The 3,236-nt window shown below is 64.6% G+C and carries 2 protein-coding genes; both read right to left on the reverse strand.

The window, feature by feature from the left end:
• Positions 1-85 precede the first annotated feature (85 nt).
• Positions 86-1,312 (reverse strand): hypothetical protein, encoded by a 1,227-nt coding sequence (locus tag A5645_RS17990; protein WP_065130541.1) that lies wholly within the window; start codon positions 1,310-1,312, stop codon positions 86-88.
• 230 nt (positions 1,313-1,542) lie between these two features.
• Positions 1,543-3,236: LuxR family transcriptional regulator (locus A5645_RS17995; RefSeq protein ID WP_155768061.1), on the reverse strand; the 1,694-nt coding region annotated here is incomplete at its 5' end.

The following is a 3,236-nucleotide window of genomic DNA, read 5'->3' on the forward strand; positions in this document are numbered from 1 at the left end:
CTCGACCACCGACGCCCCCGCACCAACTGCATGCACCACCCCGAGAGACCACTCAAACCCGAAAACGACGAGCCGGTCTGACGCCCTAAACGGGCGTGAGCGGCAACGACTTTCGTGGCTGGAAGACGAAGGTCGAGCCGCCGCTGAACTTTGTCACCGCTACCTCGTCGAATTCCTTTGCCGCGGTGCTGGATTCGAAGATGTGCGCGGTCCATTCCGTTGCGGTGCCGTCCAGTTCGACGCGCAGGTGCGGGTCCACGCCGGTAGCGATCGCCTGCAGGGGTTCGATGGCATCCGGCGTGACCAACGCCGGCCATGCGTCGTCCTTGTGCGCAGGTGACGCGCGCAGATGCACCGCGTCCCGCTCGAAGTCGGCGAATACATAGGCCGCGGGATTGAACAGCGGGTGCAGCTCCATGACCTGGAGGGCACCCTCGGCACCGCCGGGAAGGTCGAGGGCGCGGTGGATCCGCTCCGCCGCCAGGCCGGCCAGTCCGATGAGCTGCTTGGTGGCGATCGAGCGGGCCAGTGCGGCGTCGTCGCCGGTGCGCTTGCGCACTGCCAGCGCGAACGAGAGGTAGAGCAAGTGCATCTGCAGACAGACTTCGTCGGCGATGCGAACCAGGGCCGAATGGGAAAACGCCCCGAAGTCGAAGTCGGACAGCAGCGGGCCCGAATAATCGGCCAAGCCGGGCTCGCCCTCATCGATGGGGTCGAGTTCTGTTGTAGCGGCGTTGCTGCGGCCGATGATGTCGGACTCCGGAATGAAACCCACTTCGGGGTTCGAATCGTCGATTATCACCGTCCATGCGCAGTGCGGCTGCCGGTCGGAAGGCACTCGCGGCGGCCGGTGGATCGGGCGCACCTGAGCACGGCGGTTGGTGGCCAGTGCGGTGGCGTCGAACGTCGGGTCCTCGATGTCGTGGCACATGCCGCGGACGTAGTCCTCGCCCATCGGCTCGACGTCCAACAGGGCACCGCAGTGATCGAGATGGAACTCGCCGTGCCAGCGGTCGTGAACCGTGTAGCGGAAGTCCATGAACTGCGGCGGAGCGCCGATGTCGAGTTGCAGGCCCTTGAATATCGTGATGACGTCATCACCTTCGTACCGAAGCGCCCGCTGCATGCGTTTGGTGTACAGCGGACTCGCTGCCGCCCATTCCTCGATCGCGATCTGCAGCATTTCCCCGCGGCCGAATCGCTGGATGCACCACGCCATTCCGGATCGGTCGATCATCTGACCGATCAGCAGCAGTTCGGGCACGAGGGTACTGAGCTGGTCGCGGGTCAGGGCCGCGTACCTACTGGTCATTCGAGGGTCCTCCGGTCTGCTGTGCCGTTAGGCCGACCATTTGGCAACGACACCTCCGAACAGGGCTGCGTTCGTCGTCAATTATGGACAGGTGTCTGGTTCCCCTGCGACTGTAGCCGACCGCGTCGGGATACAGCAAGAACAGTGTGATCAGGGTGTGAACACTGCCGGAAGACGCGGCCCGCTGCAGCCACTACCGTCCGGCGCTGGACAACTGTCCGATGGCGGTCTCAGCCGTGTCGAGCCGCTTCCTGCACCAACTGCACGCGTGAGTTGATACCCAGTTTGGTGTAGATGTGCGTGAGGTGGGCCTGGACGGTCCGGGGCGACACGAACAACCGCGTCGCGATCTCCTTGTTCGCCATGCCTTCGCAGACGAGTCGGGCGACGTCACGCTCGGCCGGCGTCAAGGACCCCCAGCCACTGTCCGGACGCTTGCGCTGGCCGCGGCCACGCTGCGCGTAAGCGATCGCCTCCTCGATGGAAAGTGCCGTTCCTTGGGCCCATGCGGCGTCAAACTCGCTGAGGTCCATTGCCTTTCGAAGCACCGCAACCGATTCCTGGTATTCGCCTTCGTGGATTTTGAAGCGCACGACGCCCATGCGCTCCCGAAGCTCCTGCGCGGCGCCCAACAACCGCGCCGCCTCGGTGAGACTGCCAGTGCGGACCGACAGACCGGCGAGGCATTCCAATGCTTCGGGGACATGGAGGTAAACGTCCTTGTCGACCGCGCAATTCAAAGCCTCGTGGACGTCCCGTTCCGCCTCGACGGGCATATTTTCGGCGATGGCTACGCGGGCGCGGGTCAGCAGCGCCGCCACCCGGTGCCAGCCTTTGGCCACGCTGATCGCGGCTTCAACCTGTTCCCGTGCCTTGGCGACATCGCCGCGGGCCAGGGCGACTTGAACGGTGTTGAACACACGCTGTGCGGTAGCCACCTCCGGTTGAGATTCGCGCATGCCTTGAAAGGCCGCTTCACCGGCCTCGCAAGCCCCCGCCAGGTCGCCGGCCGCCACCCGAACCTGTGACGATTGCGCGTGCGCCATGCCCAGGTAGTACTCGCCTAGGTCAGACGCCGCGATCAGCGCTGCGTCTGCTACGGCCGTTGACTCCTCGAAATCACCGTGATACGCAAGCGACATGCCGAGACCCATGATGGCGATCGGCTTGGAGACGTGATCATGCGCTTCCTCGCAGTCGGCGACCAATGTTCTGAACTCGGAGATGGCTTGAACAATCCTGCCCTCCACAAGAAGTGACCAGCCGATCGACAGCCGGCATTGTCGCGAGTTTCCTCGATCACCGATCGCGTCGGCGATGACGCGACCCTCCTCGCCCGCCGCGCGTGCGGCCTGCAGGTCACCGGTGTTCAAACCGGTATTGCTCTGCCAGGCCAGGATCTGGCTCAAGGTCCATCGGTCATCCAATGTCCGGGCCAATGCAATAGCCTCTGAGTAATACGTTGCGGCCGTTCGGGGGTCGTATTGGGTCCCGGCCGACAGACCGCATGCGGTGAGGGCTCGGGCGAGCAGGGCGGGATCATCAAGTGTGCGCGCGATTTCGACCGCACGCTGTGCGCATGCCGAGTGTCCGGCGCCGACGAATACGTTGAGTACGGCTTCGTCGGCGAGTGCACGCGCGCGTACCGCGGGCGATATGGCATCGTCGCCTTCAGTAGGTATCACGCGGAACCACGCCGCGCCCTCCATGATTCGACCCCGGGTAAGCCAGACCGGCTGCAATGCCGACGCCAACGCCAACGCCCGGTCCGTGGCACCGGTTTCGAGGTCCCAACCCAGCGCATTGCGCAGGTTGTCCATTTCGAGTTCGGCCTGATCAAGCCGTTTCTCGTAGTCGGTCCGGGCCGGGGCGTCGAGCCGGGCGGCGATCGCGGTGTAGTGGTCGCAATGGCGGGACCGCACCG

This window comes from Mycobacterium asiaticum (genome assembly GCF_001673635.1).
GTDB classification, from domain to species: domain Bacteria; phylum Actinomycetota; class Actinomycetes; order Mycobacteriales; family Mycobacteriaceae; genus Mycobacterium; species Mycobacterium asiaticum_C.